The 25,133-nt window shown below is 61.4% G+C and carries 12 protein-coding genes; 9 read left to right on the forward strand and 3 right to left on the reverse strand.

The features are described 5' to 3' along the window. Positions 1-148: 148 nt before the first annotated feature. From gspE to J0G10_RS13915, 4 genes are all read left to right on the forward strand, one after another. Positions 149-1,555, forward strand: a complete 1,407-nt coding sequence (gspE, locus tag J0G10_RS13900; RefSeq protein ID WP_122605145.1) for a type II secretion system ATPase GspE — start codon at positions 149-151, stop codon at positions 1,553-1,555. After that, positions 1,555-2,766 (forward strand): type II secretion system inner membrane protein GspF, encoded by a 1,212-nt coding sequence (gspF, locus tag J0G10_RS13905; RefSeq protein ID WP_016985711.1) that lies wholly within the window; start codon positions 1,555-1,557, stop codon positions 2,764-2,766. Before gspE ends, gspF begins: the two co-directional genes overlap by 1 nt. A gap of 612 nt (positions 2,767-3,378) precedes the next feature. Further along, the gene (locus J0G10_RS13910; RefSeq protein ID WP_095049840.1) at positions 3,379-4,488 is read left to right on the forward strand and encodes a substrate-binding domain-containing protein; all 1,110 of its coding nucleotides are present in this window, start codon (positions 3,379-3,381) and stop codon (positions 4,486-4,488) included. Between the two features lie 191 nt (positions 4,489-4,679). Next, positions 4,680-17,174: a filamentous haemagglutinin family protein gene (locus tag J0G10_RS13915; protein WP_220558709.1), complete on the forward strand. Its 12,495-nt coding sequence runs from the start codon at positions 4,680-4,682 to the stop codon at positions 17,172-17,174. A 53-nt stretch (positions 17,175-17,227) separates the two neighbouring features. Here the strand turns inward: J0G10_RS13915 and J0G10_RS13920 are convergent, their stop codons facing one another. From J0G10_RS13920 to J0G10_RS13930, 3 genes are all read right to left on the reverse strand, one after another. Then, entirely contained in the window at positions 17,228-17,515 is a 288-nt protein-coding gene (locus J0G10_RS13920; RefSeq protein WP_342593401.1) for a type II toxin-antitoxin system RelE/ParE family toxin, read from the reverse strand. Further along, entirely contained in the window at positions 17,496-17,690 is a 195-nt protein-coding gene (gene relB / locus J0G10_RS13925; protein WP_095049843.1) for a type II toxin-antitoxin system RelB family antitoxin, read from the reverse strand. Before relB ends, J0G10_RS13920 begins: the two co-directional genes overlap by 20 nt. 302 nt (positions 17,691-17,992) lie before the next feature. Next, positions 17,993-18,940 (reverse strand): SphA family protein, encoded by a 948-nt coding sequence (locus J0G10_RS13930; protein ID WP_095049844.1) that lies wholly within the window; start codon positions 18,938-18,940, stop codon positions 17,993-17,995. Positions 18,941-19,150: 210 nt separating this feature from the next. Between J0G10_RS13930 and J0G10_RS13935 the strand changes: the two genes are divergently transcribed. The 5 genes from J0G10_RS13935 to J0G10_RS13955 all read left to right on the forward strand — a co-directional run bounded on the left by J0G10_RS13935 (position 19,151) and on the right by J0G10_RS13955 (position 25,133). Then, entirely contained in the window at positions 19,151-20,248 is a 1,098-nt protein-coding gene (locus J0G10_RS13935; protein ID WP_220558710.1) for an AraC family transcriptional regulator, read from the forward strand. A gap of 317 nt (positions 20,249-20,565) precedes the next feature. Then, positions 20,566-21,453, forward strand: coding sequence for a Dyp-type peroxidase (locus tag J0G10_RS13940; RefSeq protein WP_095126454.1), 888 nt, complete (start codon positions 20,566-20,568; stop codon positions 21,451-21,453). Positions 21,454-21,463: 10 nt separating this feature from the next. Beyond that, entirely contained in the window at positions 21,464-22,432 is a 969-nt protein-coding gene (locus J0G10_RS13945; RefSeq protein ID WP_220558711.1) for a Gfo/Idh/MocA family protein, read from the forward strand. A gap of 221 nt (positions 22,433-22,653) precedes the next feature. Next, entirely contained in the window at positions 22,654-23,406 is a 753-nt protein-coding gene (locus J0G10_RS13950; protein ID WP_016774450.1) for a GntR family transcriptional regulator, read from the forward strand. Next, positions 23,403-25,133 (forward strand): fumarate reductase/succinate dehydrogenase flavoprotein subunit, encoded by a 1,731-nt coding sequence (locus J0G10_RS13955; protein WP_220558712.1) that lies wholly within the window; start codon positions 23,403-23,405, stop codon positions 25,131-25,133. Before J0G10_RS13950 ends, J0G10_RS13955 begins: the two co-directional genes overlap by 4 nt.

The following is a 25,133-nucleotide window of genomic DNA, read 5'->3' on the forward strand; positions in this document are numbered from 1 at the left end:
CGCCATCGCCCCTTGATCTGGAAAACGGACCTGTAGGAGCTGCCGAAGGCTGCGATCTTTTGATCTTGCTCTTCGACGGACCCAAACGTCCAAAGATCAAAAGATCGCAGCCTTCGGCAGCTCCTACAGGGATTGGGGAGGGCTTGAGATGAGCGCGCTGCCTTACGCCTGGGCCAAGGCGCAGCGGATTTTGTTGTGCGATGGCGTGTTGACCGTGTGCCCGTCGACGCCGGGCTGGTCGATCAGCGAGGCGCGGCGTCAGTTTGGCGCGACCACGATTCAGCGGGTGCGCGATGATGAGCTGGATGGCTTGCTTGCCAGCGCTTATGCCGATACGGGCAGCGCGGCGGCAGTGGTCGGTGCGGCGGAAAACGAAGTCGACCTCGACCGCCTGATGCAAGACATGCCGGAAATCACCGACCTGCTCGACACTCAGGACGGCGCGCCGGTGATTCGCATGATCAATGCCTTACTCACGCAAGCGGCGCGCGACGAGGCCAGCGACATTCATATCGAACCGTTCGAAACCCATTCGGTGGTGCGCTACCGCGTCGACGGCACGCTGCGTGACGTGGTCTCTCCGCGCAAGGCTCTGCACGGTGCGCTGGTGTCGCGGATCAAGATCATGGCCCAGCTCGACATCGCCGAAAAACGCCTGCCGCAGGACGGTCGCATTGCCCTACGCGTGGCCGGTCGACCGATCGATATTCGTGTTTCAACCGTGCCGACCGGCCATGGCGAACGGGTGGTGATGCGCTTGCTCGACAAACAGGCCGGGCGCCTGCATCTGGAAACCCTCGGCATGGACGCGCAGGTGCTGGCCAAACTCGATCACCTGATCCGCCAGCCCCACGGCATCGTTTTGGTCACCGGGCCAACCGGCAGCGGCAAAACCACCAGCCTCTACGCGGCACTGGCACGGCTCGATGCGAGTACCAGCAATATCCTCACCGTGGAAGACCCGGTGGAATACGACTTGCCGGGGATCAGCCAGATTCAGGTCAACGCCAAGATCGACATGACTTTTGCGTTGGCGCTGCGAGCAATCCTGCGGCAAGACCCGGACATCATCATGATCGGCGAAATCCGCGATCTCGAAACCGCGCAAATCGCCGTGCAGGCCTCGCTGACCGGACATTTGGTGCTGGCGACCTTGCACACCAATGACGCAGTGTCGGCGGTCAACCGTTTGATCGACATGGGCGTCGAGCCGTTTCTGCTGGCCTCGTCGATGCTCGGCGTACTGGCGCAACGCTTGGTGCGGCGCCTATGCAATCAGTGCAAACAGGAAGACCCGGCGGCGCCGGGAACGTGGCGCCCGGTCGGTTGCCCGGCGTGCAATCAAACCGGCTACAGCGGCCGTACCGGCATCCACGAATTGTTTTGCATCGACGACGACATCCGCACCCTGATCCACCAAGGGGCGGGGGAGCAGGCCTTGCGCGCCTCGGCGGCCAAGGCCGGGATGTTCAGCCTGCGTGAGGACGGTGAACGCTGGATCCGCAGCGGCGCCACTGCCCCTGAAGAAATCCTCCGTGTGACACGGGACGCCTGATGAATCGCTATCGTTTTGAAGCCGCCGATGCCACCGGCAAGATCGAATCCGGGCACCTTGAGGCGGACAGCCAGGCTGCCGCGTTCACAACATTACGCGGGCGCGGGTTGACCGCGTTATCGGTGCACAAGGAAAGCAACGTCGCCCAGCACGGCGGCGGTGGATTGTTCAGCGCCAAGCTCTCGGACAATGACCTGGCCTGGGCCACGCGGCAACTGGCGAGTCTGTTGGGCGCGAGTCTGCCATTGGAGGCAGCGCTGAGTGCCACGGTCGAGCAGGCCGAGAAAAAGCACATTGCCCATACGCTCAGCGCTGTTCGTGCGGATGTGCGCAGTGGCATGCGTCTGGCGGAATCGCTGGCGGCGCGGCCACGGGATTTTCCCGAGATCTATCGCGCGCTGATTGCGGCGGGTGAGGAATCCGGTGATCTGGCGCAGGTCATGGAACGCCTCGCCGATTACATCGAGGAGCGCAACAACCTCCGTGGCAAGATTCTCACGGCGTTTATCTATCCGGGCGTGGTCGGTCTGGTGTCAATCGGCATTGTGATTTTCCTGCTCAGTTATGTGGTGCCGCAGGTGGTCAGCGCGTTTTCCCAGGCGCGGCAGGATTTGCCGGGGCTGACCTTGGCGATGCTCAACGCCAGTGATTTCATCCGCAGTTGGGGCTGGCTGTGCGCAGGGATCATGGCGGGTGCGTTTTGGAGCTGGCGCCTGTATCTGCGCAATCCGGCGGCGCGTTTGAGTTGGCATCATCGGGTGCTGAAGTTGCCGCTGTTCGGGCGCTTCATCTTGGGGCTGAACACCGCGCGTTTTGCCTCGACCCTGGCGATTCTCGGCGGCGCCGGGGTGCCGTTGTTACGCGCGCTGGAAGCGGCGCGGCAGACCTTGTCCAATGACCGCTTGAGTTTGAGTGTCACTGAGGCCACGGCCAAGGTACGCGAAGGTGTGAACCTGGCGGCAGCGTTGCGCGTGGAAAATGTATTCCCACCGGTGCTGATTCATTTGATTGCCAGTGGCGAGAAAACCGGTTCATTGCCACCGATGCTCGAACGCGCAGCGCAAACCCTGTCGCGTGATATCGAGCGGCGGGCGATGGGCATGACCGCGCTGCTGGAGCCGCTGATGATTGTGGTGATGGGCGGGGTGGTGCTGGTGATTGTGATGGCGGTGTTGTTGCCGATCATTGAGATCAACCAACTGGTCCAGTAGCCGGTTTTGATGGTGTCTGATCGGGCCCCTTCGCGAGCAGGCTCGCTCCCACAGTGTTCTGTGTTGTGAAGTCAATTGCATTCGATCATTGAGAGCACTGAGTTGATCCAGTAGTGGTGTGTCAGATGTTTTTAGGGTGTCTGACCTGGCCTCATCGCTGGCAAGCCAGCTCCCACAGGTTCTTGTGTTGTGTCGCAGATCGCATTGACAACATGGCTCCTTGTGGGAGCTGGCTTGCCAGCGATGGGGCCAGTCAGGGCAACAAATAATCCAATCTTTTTTCCAGGACTTCAGCATCACCCGACCCTCAAAAGAACCATCCTCGGGTTCTCCTTTCTGTCATCTGCAACCACCCGCCAACGCCTCCAGCCCGATTCCGCCAAACCCCCGATCCAGACGCTGCGCAGCATCCGACAAACACCCGAGAAAATCCCTTCGGAAACAGCTCTCAGCTCCCGAGGTTTTTTCCTTTATCTGTCACCGGAAGCTGCGAATTTCTCAGTGCGACTTAACCAAGGCCAACGCTAGCGAGGGCCCCGGTGAGTCCTCCCAGTGTCATGCAAGTCACCCGAAAACCTGTGTTCCCAAACCTAGTTGAAAAGGAGATTCTTCATGTTCAAGCGCACTCTGATCGCAGCCTCATTGACCGTCGCCGCTCTGGCATCCGCCCAGGCCATGGCCGTAACCGGTGGTGGCGCTTCACTGCCTGCCGCTCTGTACAAAGGTTCTGCCAACAGCATCCTGCCTGCCAACTTCAGCTACGCCGTAACCGGTAGCGGCATCGGCAAAAGTGCTTTCCTCTCCAACACCGCTTCGCAATTCGGCACCACCGGCACTGTGCACTTCGCTGCCAGCGATTCGATTCTCAACGCTACGGAACTCAGCAACTACACCGCCAACTTCGGTACTTCCTACGGCCCGCTGATTCAGTTGCCATCGGTTGCCACCTCGGTAGCGATCCCTTACAAAAAGACTGGCAACACCACCCTCAACCTGACCAGCGCGCAACTGTGCGACGCCTTGTCCGGTGCCAAGACCACTTGGGGTGAACTGCTCAACAACGACGCCAAAACCGACCCGACCCTGATCCGCGTGGTCTATCGCACGGCTTCCAGCGGCACCACTGAAATTCTCACTCGTCACCTGAACTCGGTGTGCCCTGGCCAGTTCGCCGTCAACACTACCTTTACCAGCGCTCGTCTGGGTGGCTCTCCGCTGCCGGGCAACTGGGTAGGTGTGGTCAACACGGCTGACGTCGCTACCGCCGTGAACGCTGTAAACGGTTCGATCGGTTATGTCGGTCCGGACGGTGTGAACGCGTCGAGCAACGCCGTAGTGGCGCGCATCAACGGTGTTCAGCCTACCAGCGCCAACGTCAATGCTGCCCTGTCATCGGCTGCTCTGCCAGCCACTCCATCCAACCCGGCGCAGTGGGTACCGGTCGTAGCCAACCCAGGGACCGGCTATGCCATGGCGGCCTACACCAACTTCATCTTCGGCCAGTGCTACAAGGACGCCGCTGTTGCCGCTGACGTGAAGGCCTTCCTGACCCAGCACTACAGCACTCCAGGCAACGCTGTTGCTACCGCTGCCCACGGCTTCATTCCGGTTCCAACCAACTGGAAAAACGCTGTGACCGCCAACTTCATCACCAACTCCTCCGGCAACAACCTGGACATCAACAACGCCAGCGTCTGCAACGGCGTGGGTCGTCCTTTGTAAGTCCTGCTACACGCACAATGAAATGGCAGCAGCCTTAGGGCTGCTGCCATTTTTTTTGGCCGATTTACACCTCAATCATGAAGTTTGTGTGACATCCGTTCGGTCGTGGCCCTCGCCAACAGCCTATGTCGTAACAGCAGGTTTTTGCTGGCCTGCAGCTTCGTGTGGCAATCAAAAAGGATCTCGTAGTGATGCTCGCTCGCCCATCCCGTCGCAATATCCCCGGCCAGACTTTCAGGCGTGACGTTGCCGATCCGGCGCTGTGGTTGCTCAAGCCCCTGGCGCACGCGGTGGCATTGTGTCTGGTAGCCGGCAGTGCCGAGGCGGCGACCGCGTTCAGCTCTGGCTGGTTCGCGGCCAAGGGCGCTGCGCAACAAGCCGCGGCCGCCCGGCCCGGTGCGGCTGGTTTGCCGGGGATGACGCCACCCTTGGCGCAGCAGCAAAAAGCCAACCAGCAACTGCAACGCTCGTTGCAGACCCTCAACAACACCGTGGCGGCCATTGCCGCACAGCAGGCGGCTCAGGCTGCCGGGCGCGCGGTGGCCTTGGGCAGTCTGCAGACCGTTCCGGACGGGCTGGGCGAGGGCGGCCTCAAGGTCGACAACAGCCTGACTCAGGGTTGGCTGAACGCCAAAGGCCCGCAGCAGACGCAAGCCGATGGCAAGACCAACGTGAAGATCGAGCAGACGGCCGACAAGGCCATTCTCAACTGGGAGACCTTCAACGTCGGGCGAAATACCACAGTCGAATTTGCTCAGCAGTCGAATTGGGCCGTGCTCAACCGTGTCAACGATCCGAACGCACGCGCCAGTCAGATCCAGGGCCAGATCAAGGGCGACGGCACGGTGATGCTGATCAACCGCAACGGCATCGTGTTCAGCGGCAGCAGCCAGGTCAATGTGCGCAACCTGGTGGCCGCCGCCGCCAATATCACCGACATCCAGTTCCGGGATCGTGGTCTGTATTTCGACAGCAACGGCAGCCAGCCGACGTTCAGCGATGCCGCCGGCAAGGTGCTGGTGGAGCGCGGTGCGCTGATTGAAACCCACAAGCCCGTCGTCTCGACCGACGCCGGTGGCTATACGCTGTTGCTCGGCAAAGACGTTGTCAATGACGGCACCCTCAACACCGCCAAAGGCCAGACCGTGCTGGGTGCCGGTGATCGTTTTTACATCCGCAAAGGCTCAGGCACAGAAGGCAACACGTTTTCGACAACCTTTGGCAACGAAGTCACGCCCGGCTTCAAGGCTGGCGAGAGTGGCGGCCGGGTCAGCAACAGCGGGTTGATTCAGGCTGCCACGGGTGACATCACCCTGACCGGGCATGAAGTGGAGCAGGGTGGCGTGTTGCTGAGCAGCACCTCGGTCGCCACTCGCGGGACCATTCACCTGCTCAATCCGGCGAGTGACACGAGCGGCAGCGTCACCCTGGCGCCCGGCAGTGTCACGGCGGTCATGCTCGACAGCAGCGACCTGACGGCGCTGGACAGTCAGCATCAGGCGGCCCTGAGCGGGGTCAACCTCAATAACAGGATTCGCGGCGATCAGTCGCGTATCGATCTCCAGAGCGGCGGCAGTGTCGAATTCCAGAACGGTTCGATCACCCTGGCCACCGGGGGGCAGGTCGCTGTCACCGCGCAGCGTCGCAGCCTGGTTGGCGAAGGCGCGGTGATCGACGTTGCCGGCGCTGTCGGCGTCAAGGTGGCGATGGAATCGAACAACATCAAGATCAACGTGCAGGGCAACGAGCAGCGCGATGCGTCGGTCAATCGCGAGAACGGCGCGCTCAATAGTAACGATGTCTGGGTCGATGTGCGTGAACTGGTCTACGTGCCGGCCGGCACCAATGGCTATGCGACGGACCGTTGGTACACCGCGGGTGGCCTGCTGGAAGTCGGCGGTTATCTGGGCACCCAGGGGCATGGCATCGGCGAGTGGATGGCGCAGGGCGGCACAGTGAGTTTTGCCGGCAACGACGTGGTCACGCGTAAAGGATCACTGATCAACCTGTCCGGCGGCACCCTCGATGTGCAAAGCGGCGAGATTCGACAGAGCTGGCTGCGCGGTGCAGACGGTCGTCTTTATGAAGTCTCGCGTGCGCCGGGGGATCAGCTCTACAACGGTTTGTACAAGGGCTACGAGGATCACAGTGAGCGGTGGGGCCAGACCCGCACGTTCTACAACCCGCTGATTGCACCGTCCAGTCGTACAGAGTCGGGTTACACCGTGGGTCGCGATGCCGGGCAACTGGTGGTCAGCACTGGAAACGCGGTGCTGGACGGGCAACTGCTGGGTGAGGTTTTCCAGGGTGAACGACAGACTCAGGCGCCGCGTGCGGTCATCGACGGTTATGAGCAGAGCCAGACTGCGCTGGCACGGCGCGCGCAGTTGATTGTCGGCAGTTATCTGCCGAGCTATCAGGCGGCGTCCGGCGGATTGCGCTACACCCTCAATCCGCTGCTGGATCAGGTTCTGATCGGCGGCGAACGGCGGGACGAGGAATTCACCGGGGATCTGAACGGCGCCGTCGCGCAAGACCGTCAGGGCAAGTTGTTTCTCGACGCCGGCCAGCTCAATGGCTTTGATCTCGGCGCACTGAAGATTTCGGCGCTTGAGCGGATTGAAGTCAACGACGCGCTCAAGGTAGACACCGGGGGTGACATCACGCTGTACGCACCGGATGTCCGTGTTGCGGCCGATCTGACGGCGCGCGGCGGCAGTCTGAATCTGGGCAACGTGCTGAACCAGCTGCGCAGCAGCACCCTTGACGACATGCTGATTGCTGCACCGGCGGGTGAACCGGTGCAGGTGACAATCGCCAGGGATGTACGCCTCGACACCCGTGGTCTCTGGAGCAATCTGCGTACCGATCCGGACGATGTGGCAAGTCTCGGATACCTGAACGGAGGCCGGGTCTCGATCCGCAGCAGTGGCGATATCGATGTGGCGACGGGCAGCTTGATCGATGTGTCGTCCGGTGGTGCGATTCTGGCCAATGGCAAGACCCGGGGCGGCAAGGGTGGCGACGTGAGTCTTGAGTCCAGCGCGATTTCTGCGCTGGGCGATTCGCATCTGACGATGGCCGGCGACATTCTCGGTCATGGCGTGACGGGCGGCGGTACGCTCGCTATTCAGGCCAATCGGGTGCGGATCGGTGCGTCCGCAGACACGCTGCCCGAACATGCCTTGCAGCTGACGCCCGAGTTGTTCGACAACGGTTTCTCTGCCTACCGGGTTACCGGTCTGAACGGTCTGGAGGTGACGGCGGGCACACAAATCGATGTGACGATGCCGGTCTACCGTTTTGCCGACACAACGCTGAATCCGGTCAGCGGGGTCGACCCGAGCCAGGCGATGGAGCGGTGGACACCCACGCTTTATCAGGAAGACCCGCTCAAGGGCGTACTCAGTCAGCGCGCCGGTGCGAGTCTGGCGCTGCAAGCCGGCTCGAGTGAACTCGACCGGTTCGACACCGCCAGCACCCTGACGCTGGGACGCGGATCGCGCATCACGGTCGATCCCGGACAACGGATCAATCTGCGCGGGACCGGGCAGATCACCCTGGAAGGCGAACTGCAGGCCTGGGGCGGAACCCTGGATATACGTCAGCAACAGTTCGGCTCGATCGACGTTGCCACTTCACAGCAACAAGCCGACAGCAAGGCGCACAACCGCTCGATCTGGATCGGCGAGCAGGCGCTGCTGGACGTCGCGGGGCGTGCCCACACGGCGGTCGATGCGTCGGGTCGGGTCTACGGTCAGGTCGACAAGGGCGGCAGCATTATCATCGGCGGCGAAATCGATCCCAAGCGTGCGACGGCGACGGCGGCCGATGCATTTCTGATTGTGCGCGAAGGTGCACGTCTGGATGCCTCCGGGACGCAGGCCGTGCTGGACATCTCCGGGCAGGGTCCGACCCGCGTTGCCTCGGATGGCGGACGTATCAGCCTGAGTTCGTATAACGGCCTGTGGATCAATGGTCAATTGCGCGCCGCTTCAGGTGGCAGCGGTGCTGCCGGCGGACGGCTGGAGGTAGCTCTGGAGACCCCGCTGTACGCTACGCAGAAGGCGGGTGCCGAGGTTCTGCGAGCTCGGGAAATCGTCATTGGTCACGGACCGGGCGATGCAGTGTTGCCCGTGGACCTCAAGCCCGGTGACGCCGCGAACACTCTTCGTTACGGGCATGCCCGCCTGAGCACCGATACGTTGATGTCGGGCGGATTCGACAATCTGAGCGTGTTCAGCAACGGCCTCTTGTCATTTGACGGCGACGTCGACCTGCACATGAATCAGAGTCTGAATCTCTATGCTGGGGCCTTGTCCCTGGCGCAGACTTCCAGCGACTCGACGCGGGTCAATCTATCAGCGCCTTCGGTGCGGCTGTCCGGTGTGGGGACTTATTACGGTGTGGTGGGCACCATTCGTCCCCGGGTCCTGAACAGTCCGACTGCGCAAGTTTCGCCGGCGCAGTTCAACGTCAATGCCAACGTACTGGATATTGCCAACAGCCTGTCGTTCGGCGCGCAAGGGTCGATCTTGCAGAACAACGACGCCCCGGTTGAAGTCAGCCGTCGCGGCTTTGACCAGGTATCGCTGACCAGCACCGGGGACGTGCGGTTTCTTGCGCCCACCAGTGGCCAGGTGAAGTCAGAGTTGTGGACACCGGGGGACCTGAATCTGCGCGCCGCGCAGATCTACCCTGCGAGCGGGGTCTCGGCCGAAGTCCGGGTCGGCTATCAGAGTCAGAGTTCTCTCGCCGATACCCATCGGACATTGCGCATCACTGGCCAGGGTCCGGCGCCGACAGCGCTGCCGTACTCGGTGTTTGGCACGCTGGCGATGAGCGCCAGCCGGATCGATCAGGGCGGTGTTCTGCGTGCGCCTCTGGGCGTCATCAGTCTGGGTGATCTGCTGACCAAAACCCAGGAACTGCGCCTGCTGCCCGGGAGTACGACGTCGGTCAGTGCGGCCGGTCTGGTGATGCCTTATGGCGGCACCACCGACGGTATCGAATACCTTTACAACGGCGCGCCGATCATATTGAAAGGCATCAGTGGCGACAGCGCCGGGGTGAGCCTGCGCTCGCAGTACGTGGATGTGCAGTCCGGCGCGTTGATCGACCTGTCGGGCGGCGGAGATTTGCGCGGTGCCGGGTTTGTCTCCGGTCGCGGTGGCTCCACCGATGCGCGGTTCAGTCCACTGGTGCGTAATGCCAGCGATGGAACGTTCAGTCTGCCGGGGCTGGCCAGCAACCCGGTGTACGCCATTGTCCCGGGCGATCAGAGTGCATACGCACCGATACTGGGGGAAGCGGGAGCGGTCGATCCGCGCATCGGTCAGCAGATCACCCTGGGCAGCGGCGTGCCAGGGTTGGCGGCAGGCACTTATACATTGTTGCCTTCCACCTTCACGTTGCTGCCGGGCGCGTTCCGGGTGGAAGTGAACGGCCAGGCCGCCCCGGGCGCCACCAACGGCGCGGTTGCAATGCGCAACGGCTCGTGGACAAGCAGTGCGCGGATGTCGATTGCCAATACCGGTGTGCGGGACAACCTCGCCAGCCAGGTCATCGTGACATCGGCGGATGTGTTGCGGCGTTACTCGCAATACAACGAAACCACTCTGGAGCAGTTCATCGTCAGCGATGCGGCGCGCCGGGGTGTTCCGCGTGCGCTGGCGCCCATGGACGCTAAAGCGCTTAACCTGTTTGTCATCGCGGGGGGCAAGCAGGATACCGCACTGGACTTCAACGGCCGGATCGCCTTCGCAGCCGCCAAGGGAGGCGTGGCCGGGACGGCGGTGATTCGTGGCGGCAGTGGCGACAGCTTTGAGATTCTCGCCACCGGGCAGTCAGCCACGAAAGGCTTTGCCGGTGTCTCGCTGAATGCCGATACGCTCAACCGGCTGGGCGCTTCTCGTCTGGCGATCGGTGCGACCCCGACGGTGAATTACGGCACGGCCGGTAACATCGTCAGTTTCACGGGCAGTACCTACAACATCACCTTGCGTGAAGGTGCGCTGCTTTCAGCACCCGAAGTGCTGCTCTGGACCAACAGTGGGGACGGTGCCATCACGGTCGAGGCCGGTGCCGGCGTCAACTCTCTGGGACGCGGCGAGGTGCCGTACGACTCCTCGAGCGGTTTCGTCTATCAGCCCGGCGCCGCGAGTCTGCTGGTGGTGTCCAACGGCTGGACGAATGTGCTGGCGCCAGAGGTCAACGTCAGCACTGCGTCTGGCAGCATCCGCATCGGTACCTGCGATCGCCAGGCATGCGCCAATCCGGCGATGCTTTATTCGAATGGCAGCATTACGGCGGCCACCAACAATCAGTTCGAACTGGCCGAAGCGGTGCGTTTCGGCACCCGTCACCTGGCATTGGCTGTGGGTGCGGTCAACATCGGTACCACTGAAACACTGGCGGCGGTCGGTCGCCTGCCTGCCGGCCTGACGTTGAATCAGGGCGTGCTGGACCGGTTGCTGCGCGGCGATACTCAGTTTGCTGCGCCAGCCCTGGAAACGCTCAGCCTGACCACTCGCGACGCGTTCAACTTCTACGGCAGCGTCGCGCTGGACACTCTGGATCCTCAGACCGGGCGCAGCAGGTTGCAGAATCTGATGATCACGACCCCGGCCATCTACGGCCTGGGGGATACGAGCGACGTGGCGACCATCCGCACGGCCAACCTGATCTGGAACGGCACCACTCAGGCGCCCGGGGCCGTGGCCAGCGGCGGTGCGGGCACCGGGCACGGCACGCTGAACATCGAGGCTCAGCGCATCGATTTTGGCTACGGCCCTTATTCCCAACCCAACGGCCTGGATCAGAACGCTCGTCTTGCGCTGGGCTTTGCCAACGTCAACCTCAACGCCAGTGACCGCATTACCGCCAACCACAAGGGCAGCCTCGCGGTTTATGAAACGCAGGGGGCTTACGACCCGATCAAGGGTTATCTCTACAGCGGCGGCAACCTGAACCTGCGCACACCTCTGCTGACCGGGGAGGGCGGCTCGGTGAATGCGCTCAAGGCCGGCGGCAGTCTGGTATTGAGCGGGCCGACCGGGGTGGCGCCCGCCGATGCACTGGGTGCCGAACTGACGCTGGAGGGGCGTAATGTGGTGCTCGACGGCCGGATTGCGCTGGCCAGCGGCAAATTGCAGGTCAAGGCCGAGGGCGATCTGACCCTGACGAGCGGGGCTACCCTAGACTTGGCGGGCCGCACCCTGCCATTCAACGATATCAATCAGTACAGCTGGGGCGGCGACGTGGCGTTGTACAGCCGCGACGGCAATATTCGTCAGGCGGCCGGCTCGCGCATCGATCTGTCAGCGCAGAACAATCAGGCCGGCAATCTGAGTGTCGTGGCACTGTCAGACACCGCGGGCGAGGTCGATCTGCAAGGCGAAATCCGTGGCAGCAGTACAGGGCATTACGATGCCGGCGGCACGTGGGTACCCTACAAATCCGCTGGCGTGGACATACGCGCGCAACACCTGGGTGGAGCGCTGAATGAACAGTTTGCTGCGCTCAACCAACGCTTGAACGCCGGGCAAGTCTTCGGCAGTCGCAGCTTCCAGTTCAAACAGGGCGACCTGGTGATCGGCGATGGCCTCAAGGCGGGCGAGGTCTCGGTATCGGTGGACAACGGCAGCCTGACGGTGAACGGCCTGGTCGATGCCAGCGGCGAACGTGTCGGCAATATTCGCCTGTCGGCCGCCCATGGCCTGAATGTGGCGGGCGGCGCGGTACTGGATGCTCACGGTCGGGTACTGCGGGTCGACAGTTACGGCAAGATTATCGACGCGCCCAACCGGGCCATGGTCGAGCTCAGCTCCGGCGACGGCCTGCTGACCCTCGCTCCCGGTGCACGGATAGACCTGCGCCATGGCACGGACGCGGCAGTCGGCACCCTGGCGGGTCAGAATGACGGTCGCCTGCGCGGCACACTGGAACTGAACGCACCGCGACTGGGCGCCGATGACATCGCCATCGATGCCCGTGGCGCGTTGATCATCCAGGGTGCGCGGTCCATCGGGCTCAATGCCGTGCGCCGCTATACCGATGCCGCCGACGGGGTAGATCCGGCGGCCAGCGGTCGGCCTTATCAAATCATCGACCAGGCTTACCTGAACCGCATCCACGGTGACAACGACCTGTTCATCAACGCAGCCTTGGGCAACGCTGATCTGTTGCAGCGCAAACTGGCAGGGTTGAACAATGCGGGGTATGCCGATGCCTTCCATTTGCGACCAGGTGTAGAGATTGCGAGTAAAACCGCCGACGGCGATATGGTGGTGCAGGGCGATCTGGACTTGTCCGGCTATCGCTACGCCAGTCTCAACCCGAACACCGGCAAAACTTCGCTCTACGGTTCTGGCGAGGCGGGGAGCCTGGTGATTCGAGCCGGGGGTGACCTGGACATCTACGGCAGCATCAACGATGGCTTCGCGCCGCCACCGGAAACCGTGGACGATGCGGGATGGAAACTGCTGCCGGGCGTCCAGCCGTTTGGCGGCGATCTGATTGTGCCGGGGGCGGGCGTGACGCTGGCCGAGGGCACGTTGTTCCCAGCGGGCGTCAAGCTGAACTATGACTTGCCGATCCAGGCCGCCGTCCTCGCCAGCGGTACGCTGTTGCCCACCGAGGGCGTGCTCGCCGGCCCCTACACGTTGCCGGCCGGCACCGTGTTGAGCGCAGCCGTACACGATGCCTCCGGTAACCTGCTGTATGGCGCCGGAACGCTGCTCAATGACAGTGTGATATTGCCGGCCGGCAGCCGCCTGGGCGCCGGGACCCGACTCGCTCAGGCTACCGGGATGCAGGCCATGCTCTGGCCAAAAGGCGTGCCGCTGCCCAGTGTTCTGGATGACCAACAGCGTGCGGTGGGGGCGAAGTTGAGTGGGTCGCTGGCACTGCTGCGCGGCTCCCTGATTCCGTCCATGACCGATGTGGTGCTGGCTGCCGACACACCCTTTATCGAACTTCGTTCATTGAACGGTACACGCCAGGGCGCGAACTGGGCGATCGCGAGCATGTTGCCGTCGGGCAGCGCATCGTGGTCGATGCGGATAGTTGCAGGTGCCGACCTGGAAGCCGCTGACAGTCGTGTGGTGAAACCCGTCACCAGTGGCGGTGACTTACGGCTGGCAGACACTCACCTCGGGATTATCGTCACCGAGAAAAAGCTCGACAGCACCTGGTCGGCGGATAACCCGTTGGGGTATCCGGCGGGCAGCGTCGTCAGCGATGAGGACAGTTTCTGGTGCGATCTGATTCCCGGGGTCTGTCTCCCACCGGCCAAGTTCCTGTGGGCGGATGGCAACATGATGGGCATACCCGCCGGAACCCCGGTCAGTGACGACGATCTGTTCTGGTGCGACATCGATCCGGGGAACTGCCTGGCCAACAAGGGCGGGATAACCGCCAATCCCCACTCGCAGATGTTCAGCGTGCTGCGCACCGGTACTGGCGATCTGGATTTGATGGCTGCGGGCAATCTGCGCATGGACTCACCGTTCGGCGTTTATACGGCGGGCACTCAGTCCAGCGATGTCGATTCACGTTTCAACCAGGCCCGCGGCCGCCTGTCTGACGATGGATCGGTACTGGGCAGCGCCGGCAGCGCTTACGAAAAATGGGTCAATGGCGGTTCAGAAAGCCTGTATCAGGCGTGGTATCCGCAGATGGGCGGCAACCTGACGATCGGTGCCGGTGGTTCGGTGTCGGGGGACACGCTCGGGCGGCGCAGCTACGCAATGAACGCGCCACTGCGTGAACAGGTCCCCAGCGTTGCTGTGGGCAACTGGCTCTGGCGTCAGGGCGACGCAAAGGCGGATCTTCCTACGGCCTGGTGGATCAACTTCGGCAGCTACGCCACGCAGCCCTTGCCGGACCAGAGCACCGACACCGGGTCGTACCTGGTCGGGTTCACCGGCTTCGGCACGTTGGGCGGCGGCAATATCAGCCTGCGCGCTGGCGCGGATGCAGGCATGCTCAGGGCCATAGGCGATCAGTTGCTTAACCCCCGCAGTCAGGGACTGATCGTGGCAGTGGGCAGCACCGGCCGCGTTGGCGCTGACGGTAGCCTGCAGTTGACCGGCGGTGGCGACATGGACATTCGTCTTGGCGGCATGCTCAATCCGTCATTGCAGGCGAGGTCGGGGCAGAACGGCACGACACCGCCGCGACACGACCTTCAAGGCGCCCTGATCAATCTACGGGGTGCGGCACAGCTGACCGGCGCTGCTGCGGGTGCGATCAACCTGCAATATGGCGTCGAGCAATTCCAGCAGGACGCCCGGGAAACCAGAGCCTACGATTTGTTCAGTGCCAGCACCGGAGCGGCCGGCGGTGGCGTGGTCTTGATACCGGGTGATTCGGGGATGCGCATCAGCACACGCGGCGACCTGGTGATAGGGGGCGCGGCGGATCCGGGTCGGGTCAGGCTGCAGAACTCCACGCCGTTCACCACTGACAATGGCGAGGTCCATGCGGGTGGTGGACTGAGCGGCTTCTCGTTGTGGACCGGGCACACGGCCATCGATCTGTTTTCCGCCGGAGGCAATCTCACACCGAGCACACAGATGGCTGAAGTCATCACGACGTCGTCTCAAACCGTAAGTGGAATGAACAGCTCGCCGACTGATGGTCGCTTTGTATACCCCTCGATTCTTCGGGCCGTTGCAGGCCAGGGTTCCATCTATGCGGGACCGTCGGCCGCTTTCGGTGCATCAAGCAATCTGTTTCCGGCGGTGGGGTACTCGTTATTGCTGGCGCCTTCGACAAACGGGCAACTGTCGTTGCTGGCCGGTGACTCCATCTACGCCGGCGGTTATGCGATCAATCAGTCCGGCGCGAGCCCGGCAGCCATTGCGACCCCCTTTGCGCCTGCCTTCTCGGGATACGGAGCCAGCGCGAACGTGCCGTTGGTCAGCAACTACAGCCCCGATGGTGTGATCCCGAAGGGAAACCTGCGTTATCCGCTGTTTGCCTTTGGCGCCGACACCTTCTCGGGGTTAAGCGATGTACAGGGCCCGGCGCGTTTCTATGCCTTGACTGGTGATCTGGTCGGTTTACGCAGCGGCGAAACGCTGAGTTTTTCCCCGTCCGCTCGTACCTGGTATGAAGCGGCGGGGCCGGTGTGGATGATGGCCGGTCGCGATATCGTCGCGTCCGGTACTTTCCTGGGGCAGCCGACAATCGCGCCGAATGAGGAATTGGGCGGAACCCGACAAAACGTCAGTTCGACCGGCAACCTGTTCATTCACAACGACCCGCGGGATGTCTCGCGCGTATCTGCCGGGCGCGACATTCTCTACAGCAGCTTCGATATCGCCGGCCCGGGCCTTTTGGATGTCAATGCCGGGCGCAACATCCTGATGGAGAATCAGGCCGCTATTACCAGCCTCGGACCGATCACGGCGGGAGACAGCCGATCGGGGGCAAGCATCGTGTTGCAGGCCGGCGCAGGAGTGCAGGGGCCGGACTACACGCGATTCATTGCGCGTTACCTTAACGCGCAGAACCTGGCCGATCCGAACGCTTCCCTCAACGGGCAACCGGGCAAAGTGGTCAAGACCTACCTGGACGAGTTGCAGAGCTGGCTGACCCTCGGCTACGGCTTCAGCGGCAGCGAAGAACAGGCGCAAGCCCTCTTCGCCGCACTGCCGAGCGCCGAACAGGCAATCTTCGCCCGCCAGGTGTACTTCGCCGAACTGCGTGCCGGCGGTCTGGAATACAACGATGTCGATGGCCCGCGTACTGGCAGTTATCTGCGCGGTCGCAACGCCATCGCTGCGTTGTTCCCGACCACTGATGTGGCGGGCAATCCGATCCGTTACGACGGCGACATCACGATGTACGGCGGGGCAGGGGTCAAGACCCTGTTCGGCGGCGACATCCAGATGCTCACGCCGGGCGGCGGTCAGGTGTTCGGCATCGAAGGCGCGGCGCCGCCATCGACAGCGGGGATCATCACCCAGGGTTCGGGCAATATTCAGCTCTATTCGCAGGGCAGCATTTTGCTCGGCCAGAGCCGGATCATGACCACCTTCGGCGGCTCGATTCTCGGCTGGTCGGCCGAGGGCGATATCAACGCCGGTCGTGGCTCGAAAACCACCGTGGTCTACACCCCACCGAAACGCGTCTACGACACCTGGGGCAACGTGACCCTGTCGCCGTCGGTGCCAAGCACCGGCGCCGGTATCGCCACGCTCAACCCGATCGCCGAAGTGGCGCCGGGCGACATCGACCTGATCGCGCCGCTGGGCACCATCGATGCGGGCGAGGCGGGGATTCGCGTGTCGGGCAACGTCAACATCGCCGCGCTGACGGTGGTCAACGCCGCGAACATTTCGGTGCAGGGCAAGGCGACGGGTGTGCCGGTGGTGTCGGCGGTGAATACCGGGGCGATTACTTCGGCCAGTTCGGCGGCATCGTCGGCCACCCAAGCGGCGGAAGACGTGGCGCGTCAGCAGCAGGCGGCTTCGCGACAGAATCAGGCGTCGGTGTTCACCGTGCAGGTGTTGAGCTTCGGCAATGAACAACTTGCGCCGTCCCGCGATGGCGCTAGCCGTGCACCGGCCCCGGGTTACAACCCGAACAGCCCGGTGCAGGTGCTGGGCGCCGGGGCGCTGGATGAACAGGCGAAGCAGCAGTTGACCGAGGAAGAACGTGGGCAACTGACGTTGTAAAAGACTCTCGTGTAGTACGTTTGGGCGGCCGGTTGGTCGCCCTTTTTTTATATTTATGAGGTTCGTGGGTATTGTTGTCGGGTGTGGACTAACGTCAGGATTTTGATGCGCCCGTTCACTCGATAGACCAGTAGATAGTTTGGATTGACCACCATTTCCCGAGTGCCTGGTACTCGACCGGATCTGTGACCATAGGGAATTGATGAAAGCCTTTGCGTTGCTGCACCCACTTTGCGCTGCAGAGCCGCTGAAGCGTTGGAATTGTATTGTTCAATGTAATCGATAATGTCAGCCAGATCGTCCAGAGCTTGATCACTCCATTCAAGCGGCAGTGCGTCGATTCTTGCGTTTCTCTTCTAATAGTTGGTCGAGCCGCACCATGGCTTCCTCATGGGGAATGCCTGGGCGAGGATCATCCAGTGCAGCCTGCACCTTGGCACGAAACCAGCGATCGTAGCTCTCTGCCTCTTCTTCGGATTCGAACTCAGAATAAAACGGGGAAAGCAATATGCTCATATGACCTCCGTGATCAATGTCAAGCAGTCTAAGGGGGGAACGGCCCGTTGTCGTCACTGGCTGACGATGCACCCCATGAACCCTTGAGCAACCATGGGATAACGGAGCCCAGTATCTGCAAGCGCACCCTTTAAATCTGCCAGACGTTTCCCCCTGTTGTCCGGTAATCTCGACCGCCGCTGTAGGCGTATTCCTCCCCTCCGCTTTTCAGATTTTCAGATTTTCAGATTTTCAGATTTTCAGATTTTCAGATTTTCAGATTTTCAGGCTACAAAACCGGGTGTTCTTTCCTACAAATGCACTCAGAACGCATAGGGAATACTCACCTTCGCCCACAACATTTCCCCCTCCGGCCGGTTCTCCACGTCAAATTCCTTGGCCCAGCGAATCTCCGCACTGGCGTACTTGAGAAAGGTAAAGTGCAGCGCCGGGCCAATCGCGAACACCTTGCCGCGCACACCATCATCGACGTCCTGTCCGGCAAACTGCACGGTGTGGCCGAACTGTTTGTCGTCGGTGGTCTGCTTGAGGAAGTAGCCGTTGACGCCGAGCATCAGGTCGTCGGTGATCTTGTAGCTGGCCGAATAATCGAAGTGGAAGATCTGCCCGGACTTGTAGTCAGTGTCCTTGTTCTTCTCGTTGAAGCTGTAGGTGGTCTTCATCGAGACTTCGGTGCGTTCAGTCGGCAACCAGGTGAACGAGAACAGCGGCTTGTAGGTGTAGAAATTGTTGCTGGTGTTGGCCAGTCGATCGACGCTGTATTCGCCGGTGGGCACGGTGATTTCCACGGCGGCGCCGAGGGTCAGGTTTTTGCCCATGTCCCACAGAATGATCGGCGCGATGGTGGTATCGCCCATGCCTTCGCGGGTGTCGCTCAAGCCGAACACCGAGACTTCCTGCTTCAACCACGGCTGGGCGATGTAACCGGCCAGACGCCCGCCGAACACGCGCACGGGGCTTAAATAATCGAGACGCGGAATCACCGCAGTGGATTCGATTTCGACCTTCGGTACCTTGCCGCCCAGCGAACTGATGTTGAGCTTTGTCGACTTGTAATGGTTGTAGTAGAGATTGAACGCGACCATGTTCTGCGGAAGGCTGTCGACTTCCAGCGGCAGCATGAAGAAGCCGTCGGTGCCGGTGCCGATGTTGTCGACCCCGGCTTCGGTGGCCAGGGCGGGCAACGTCAGGGTGCAACCTGCGATGAAAAGGGCGAGCGGCAAGAAGGATGTTGCACGGTTCTGGCTCATGACTGTCCTCATTATTATTGTGATTGGGACCTGGTACCGGTCGCTCGGAGCGCCGGTACGCTAGAAATAAGCGTTTGGCGTACGTTGGGGCAGGGTATTGGCGGACACCGAGGGGGGCATCTGCGGACAGTCCGTAAACCTTGTGCTAACTTCCATCGACACAACCGGTTACAAAAATAACAATCAAGCGTGATCCGGAATGTCAGCCCCATGAACGTAAAAGTCCAAGACCCGACCTTCGAACTGGCGCTGGTCTCGCCGTTTCTTTTGCAAACCCTCGCCGAAGTCGCGCAGAACAAAGGCATCGATCCCCAGAGCCTGTGCCGTGGGCTGGGTTTCACCCTTGAGGATCTGCAGGATCCGGCGCAGCGGATTTCCTATCGCCAAGCCGTGGCGATGATTCAGCGCGCGCTCAAAGTGCTGCCCAATCAGGGGTTGGGATTGTGGGTCGGCGCGCAGAACGTACTCGGTACTTTGGGTCTGCTTGGGCATGTGTTGTCGCTGTGCAAGACCTTGCGTGATGCCTTTGCGCTAGGCATTCGTCATCAACACACCTCGGGCGGGATTGTGGTGTCCAGTGTTGATGTGGTCGGCGCTCAGGTGCATCTCGATGCTGAATGTCGTCTGCCATTTGCCGATGTGCAGGTGTTTGCGGTCGAGGAGTTCTTCGCCAGTTTGCTGGTGTATGGCCGCGCGCTGGTGGGGGGTGAGTTCAAGGCGATTGCCGTGGAATTTGTGCATGCCGCACCGGATTACCTCAGCGAATACCAGCGCCTGCTCGGGCCGGACGTGCGCTTCGGTTGCCTGCACAACCGCATGCTGATCGATGCGCAATGGCTGGACGTGAATCTGCCCAATCATCATTCGCTGGCGTTGCGTCAGGCGGTGGCATTGCTGGAGCTGGAAGCGGCGCAGGTGCATCAGAAACTTGATTTGATTCAGGCTGTGGAACGGGCGATTGCGCGGGATTTGAGTAGCGGCAGTCACATCGAAAAGATTGCTGGCGATTTGAATATGAGCAGCCGTACGTTGCGCCGCCGTTTGACTGAGCATGCGCTGACGTTCGAGGCGTTGCTGGAGCAGGTGCGGCAGGCGCGGACCCTGAGTTTGCTGGCCAATCCTGATATGCCGATTGAGCGGATTACCGAGGAAGTCGGCTACAGCGATGTGCGCAGTTTTCGCCGGGCGTTCAAGCGCTGGACGGGGCTGAGCCCTAGCGCTTGGCGTAATGACGCACACCCTCACCCCAGCCCTCTCCCGGAGGGAGAGGGGACCGACCGAGGTGTCTTGCGTCTTACATCGACCTGAAAGGTCTTTGTCGATTATGGATTCACCGATGCACGCTCAATTCAGTGTCTTACCTCGAACATCCCCTCACTGCAGCCCTCTCCCGGAGGGAGAGGGAGCCGACCGAGGCGTCTTGCGAGTTACATCGACCTGAAAGATTTTTGTCGATTATGGATTCGGTACAGCACGTTCAAGTCGGTGTAGATCTTTAATATCCCCCAATCAATTCCCTCTCCCCCCGTGAGAGGGCTAGGGTGAGGGGCTTTTGACTTCCATCCAAACCCCCACAAACCCTCCGGCCACAGGTAAACTCCCGCGCACTTTCCCAAGGAGTTCACATGAGTTACTACCAGCCGGGCATTCTCGCCACCCCTGTTCCTGCGCAAGCGCGTCACCTGTTTTTCGCCCTTGAGTCGGTTGAAGCCCTGCCGCAGGCGCTCGACAGCCTGCTCAATCAGGTGGACGGCAAGTCGGCGGTGGTCGGTTTTGGTGAATCCCTGGCTAAGGCGCTCAACATGCAGATTGACGGCCTGCGCAGCTTCCCGGCGCTGACCGGCGTTGGCGTCGAGAACCCGTCAACCCAGCACGCGCTGTGGGTGTGGCTGCACGGCGTCGACCGTGGTGAACTGCTCAACCGCTGCAACGCTCTCGAAGCCGCACTGGCACCAGCCCTGCGTCTGGTCGAGATGCAGGAAGCCTTCCGCCACAAGGACGGCCACGACCTGACCGGCTATGAAGACGGCACCGAAAACCCCCACGACGAAGCCGCCATCGCTGCCGCCCTGCAAAGCGCAGGCACCGACGGCATGGTCGGTGGCAGCTTCGCCGCGATCCAGCAGTGGCAGCATGACCTCAAGGGTTTCCACAAGCTTTCGGCCGACGACAAAGACAACATCATGGGCCGTCGCCTCAGTGACAACGAAGAGATCGACGACGCGCCAGTCTCCGCCCACGTCAAACGCACCGCGCAGGAAAGCTTCGCGCCGGAAGCGTTCGTTGTGCGTCGCTCGATGCCGTGGATCGAAGGTGATCGTGCCGGCCTGATGTTCCTCGCTTTCGGCTTCTCGCTGGATGCCTTCGAAGCACAACTGCGCCGTATGAGCGGCCTGGAAGACGGCATCACCGATGGTCTGTATCGCATCAGCCGGCCGATCACTGGCGGCTATTACTGGTGCCCGCCGCTGAAGGACGGTCACCTCGATCTGCGCGCCTTGCGCATCGGCTAAAGGAAGAGACATGAACGTGGTGCGCTGGGGCATGATCGGTTGCGGCAGCGTCGCTGAACGCAAGAGCGGCCCGGCCTTCTACAAGGCGCCCGGTTCGGCGTTGGTGGCGGTGATGGGCCGACGCCTTGAGGCCGTGACTGACTATGCCGCGCGCCACGGCATCGAGCGGGTTTACACCGACGTCGATGCGCTGATCAACGATCCCGAGGTGGACGCGGTGTACATCGCCACACCGCCCGACAGCCACCACGCCTACAGCCTGAAAGTCGCTGCGGCCGGCAAACATTGCTGTGTGGAAAAGCCCATGGCGCTGAATGCCGGGCAAAGTCGCGAGATGCAGCAGGCGTTTGCCGATGCCGGTTTGCATTTGTTCGTTGCCTACTATCGTCGCTCATTGCCGCGTTTTGCGCAGGTGCGGCAATGGCTGGAGGAGGGGCGCATTGGTGAGGTTCGGCATCTGAGCTGGACATTGACCAAGGCACCGTCGCCGGCGGATCTGCAGGGGCGCGACAATTGGCGCACCGATCCGGCGGTGGCCGGTGGCGGTTACTTCGCTGATCTGGCCAGCCATGGTTTTGACCTGTTCCAGTACCTGCTCGGCGACATCGTTGAAGTGGCCGGATTCACGGCGCGGCAGGCGGGTTTGTACGCGGCGGAAGATGCCGTCAGCGCCAGTTGGCGGTTCGCTTCCGGAGCGCTGGGCATGGGTTGCTGGAGCTTTGTGGCGGATCGGCGTGAGGATCGGGTCGAGATCATTGGCAGTCTCGGGCGGATCATTTTTTCGGTGTTTGATGAGCATCCCGTGCAGTTGCATGCCGATGAACACCTCAGCCTGGAAATCCCCCATCACGAGCACATCCAGTGGCATCACGTGCTCGGAATGAATGCGCATATTCGTGGAGATTCCAAACATCCCGCCGTCGCCGAACAAGCCCTCAAAACCGACTGGGTCATGGACCAGATCCTCAAACGCCACTGACCTCCAGTCTTACACCATCCCCTGTGGGAGCTGGCTTGCCAGCGATAGCGGTGGTTCAGATAGCCAATCAGTTGGCTGACAGAACGCCATCGCTGGCAAGCCAGCTCCCACAGGGAATCGCGTGTGTCATGCATCTAAGGTTATGCCCAAACAATATTTCTCAACCTTGTCATAACATCTCTATGATCACGTCATAACTCGTTATAACAAGTGATCCCGTGATGACCGATAACGTTCTCTCCCTAAGCAGCGTCCCGCTGCACACCCAACTGCGCGACGTCCTCCGTGCGCGGATTCTCGACGGCGAATACCCGCAAGACAGCCAGATGCCCTCCGAAAGCGAACTCGGTGCGTTGTTCAAAGTCAGCCGCATCACCGTGCGCCAGGCGCTGGGCGATCTGCAAAAGGAAGGGCTGATCTTCAAGATCCACGGCAAAGGCACCTTCGTCGCCAAGCCGAAAACCTTTCAGAACGTCAGCAGCCTGCAAGGCCTCGCCGAGTCGATGACCGGCCGTGGCTATGAGGTGATCAACCGCCTGCGCAGCTTCAAATTCATCCCGGCCGACAAGCGCGTCGCCGAGCGTTTGCAAGTCGCTGAGGGCGAGATCGTCGCGCAGATCAAACGTGTACGGCTGATCAATCGTGAGCCGATCTCGCTGGAAATCACCTACCTGCCCAAAGCCGTCGGCGAGCGGCTGGAGAAGGCCGATCTGGTCACCCGCGACATCTTCCTGATCCTTGAAAACGACTGCGGCATCGCCCTCGGCCATGCCGATCTGGCCATCGACGCAGTGCTGGCTGACAGCGATCTGACCCAGGCGCTGAACGTCGAGGCCGGCTCACCGATCATGCGTATCGAGCGTCTGACCCACGACGCGCAAGGCCAACCGCTGGACTTCGAACACCTTTACTACCGTGGCGATGCGTTCCAGTACCGCCTGCGGATCGACCGGCAAAAAGGGGAGCAGGCATGACCCGCAACGTGCTCGAACAGGAATACGACATTGTCGTCATTGGCGGTGGCACTGCCGGCCCGATGGCCGCGATCAAGGCCAAGGAAAAGAACCGCGACTTGCGCGTGTTGCTGGTCGACAAGGCCAACGTCAAACGCAGCGGCGCGATCAGCATGGGCATGGACGGCCTGAACAACGCGATCATTCCCGGCCACTCGACACCGGAGCAGTACACCAAGGAAATCACCATCGCCAATGACGGCATCGTCAATCAGGCCGCCGTTTACGCCTACGCCACCCACAGTTTCGAAACCATCGAGCAGCTTGACCGCTGGGGCGTGAAGTTCGAGAAGGACGAGACCGGCGATTACGCGGTGAAAAAAGTCCACCACATGGGCGCCTACGTGCTGCCGATGCCGGAAGGGCACGACATCAAAAAAGTCCTCTATCGGCAGTTGAAACGTGCGCGGGTGAGCATCACCAATCGTCTCGTCTGCACGCGGTTGCTGACTGACGAGGAGGGCACCGTCAACGGTGTGATGGGCTTCGATTGCCGCACGGCCGATTTCCATGTGATCAAGGCCAAGGCAGTAATTCTCGCTTGTGGCGCTGCCGGGCGACTCGGTCTGCCTTCGTCGGGCTACCTGATGGGCACCTACGAGAACCCGACCAACGCCGGCGACGGCTATGCGATGGCCTATCACGCCGGCGCCGAACTGGCCAACCTCGAGTGCTTTCAGATCAACCCGCTGATCAAGGATTACAACGGTCCGGCCTGCGCCTACGTGACCGGTCCGCTGGGTGGCTACACCGCCAACAACAAGGGTGAACGCTTCATAGAGTGCGACTACTGGAGCGGGCAGATGATGTGGGAATTCCACCAGGAACTGGAGAGCGGCAACGGCCCGGTGTTTCTCAAACTCGATCACCTGGCAGAAGAAACCATCCAGACCATCGAGGAAATCCTCCACAGCAATGAGCGCCCGAGTCGTGGTCAATTCCACGCCAATCGCGGCACCGATTACCGCGCGCAAATGGTCGAAATGCACATCTCCGAAATCGGTTTTTGCAGCGGTCACTCTGCCTCCGGGGTGTGGGTGAACGAACGCGCCGAGACCTCGGTGAAAGGCTTGTATTCGGCCGGTGACATGGCCGCTGTGCCGCACAATTACATGCTCGGCGCCTTCACCTACGGCTGGTTTGCCGGGCATAACGCCGCAGACTTTGTCGCCGGCCGCGAGTTTTCTGCGCTGGATGCCGCGCAGATCGAAAAGGAAAGGGCCCGGGTCTACGCCCCGCTGGATCGCGAATATGGACTGCCGCCGGCGCAGGTCGAGTACAAGCTGCGGCGTTTCGTTAACGACTACCTGCAACCGCCGAAAGTGACCAAGAAAATGCAGATCGGCCTGCAACGCTTCAGCGACATCGAGCGCGATCTCGAGCAGATGAAGGCCAACAACGCCCACGAACTGATGCGCGCGATGGAAACCAGCGTGATCCGCGACTGCGCCGAAATGGCCGCTCGCGCCTCGTTGTTCCGCGCCGAAAGCCGCTGGGGTCTGTACCACTATCGCGTTGATCATCCGCAGCGCAACGACAGCGAATGGTTCTGCCATTGCCACCTGAAGAAGGGCAATGACGGCCAGATGATCAGTTTCAAGAAAGCCGTCGAGCCTTACATCATTCCGCTTGATGCCGAGGAAATGCAGGCTTACGACCGTTTACGGGTCGGCGCATTTGCCGCTTGA

Source organism: Pseudomonas germanica (genome assembly GCF_019614655.1).
Lineage (GTDB): Bacteria > Pseudomonadota > Gammaproteobacteria > Pseudomonadales > Pseudomonadaceae > Aquipseudomonas > Aquipseudomonas neuropathica.

Bases quoted from the DNA above. Each gene is read 5' to 3' on its own strand.
- gspE (WP_122605145.1), top strand. From the start codon at position 149: ATGAGCGCGCTGCCTTACGCCTGGGCCAAGGCGCAGCGGATTTTGTTG.
- gspF (WP_016985711.1), top strand. From the start codon at position 1,555: ATGAATCGCTATCGTTTTGAAGCCGCCGATGCCACCGGCAAGATCGAA.
- J0G10_RS13910 (WP_095049840.1), top strand. From the start codon at position 3,379: ATGTTCAAGCGCACTCTGATCGCAGCCTCATTGACCGTCGCCGCTCTG.
- J0G10_RS13915 (WP_220558709.1), top strand. From the start codon at position 4,680: ATGCTCGCTCGCCCATCCCGTCGCAATATCCCCGGCCAGACTTTCAGG.
- relB (WP_095049843.1), bottom strand. From the start codon at position 17,690: ATGAGCATATTGCTTTCCCCGTTTTATTCTGAGTTCGAATCCGAAGAA.
- J0G10_RS13930 (WP_095049844.1), bottom strand. From the start codon at position 18,940: ATGAGCCAGAACCGTGCAACATCCTTCTTGCCGCTCGCCCTTTTCATC.
- J0G10_RS13935 (WP_220558710.1), top strand. From the start codon at position 19,151: ATGAACGTAAAAGTCCAAGACCCGACCTTCGAACTGGCGCTGGTCTCG.
- J0G10_RS13940 (WP_095126454.1), top strand. From the start codon at position 20,566: ATGAGTTACTACCAGCCGGGCATTCTCGCCACCCCTGTTCCTGCGCAA.
- J0G10_RS13945 (WP_220558711.1), top strand. From the start codon at position 21,464: ATGAACGTGGTGCGCTGGGGCATGATCGGTTGCGGCAGCGTCGCTGAA.
- J0G10_RS13950 (WP_016774450.1), top strand. From the start codon at position 22,654: ATGACCGATAACGTTCTCTCCCTAAGCAGCGTCCCGCTGCACACCCAA.
- J0G10_RS13955 (WP_220558712.1), top strand. From the start codon at position 23,403: ATGACCCGCAACGTGCTCGAACAGGAATACGACATTGTCGTCATTGGC.